We start from the raw sequence: 252 nt of genomic DNA on the forward strand, positions 1-252 counted from the left end.
AGAACCAGACGGACCGCCTGCTCCCGAAACTCAGGGCTGAACTTCCTACGCGTCATTAGTAATCCATTCCATTCCTCCCGATACCCTACCAATCGGGTCCATGGTCCGGAATCAATCCCTCAGCTCAACGCGGCCAGGCGGGCCGCCTCCACCGGGGGCGGGGCCTTCGCCGGGTCAGGGTGCTGTTCCCGGTAGATCTTGACCCAGTAGCCCAGCGAGCTCTCATTGATCTCCAACTCCCGCGCGACCTGC

1 pseudogene is annotated in these 252 nt (G+C 62.3%); it reads right to left on the reverse strand.

The features are described from left to right. Positions 1-125: 125 nt before the first annotated feature. Positions 126-252, reverse strand: a pseudogene (locus C3E87_RS14490) (IS3 family transposase); the annotation flags it as partial.

The organism is Tessaracoccus sp. ZS01 (assembly GCF_022342445.1).
In the GTDB taxonomy this organism is placed as follows: Bacteria; Actinomycetota; Actinomycetes; order Propionibacteriales; family Propionibacteriaceae; genus Arachnia.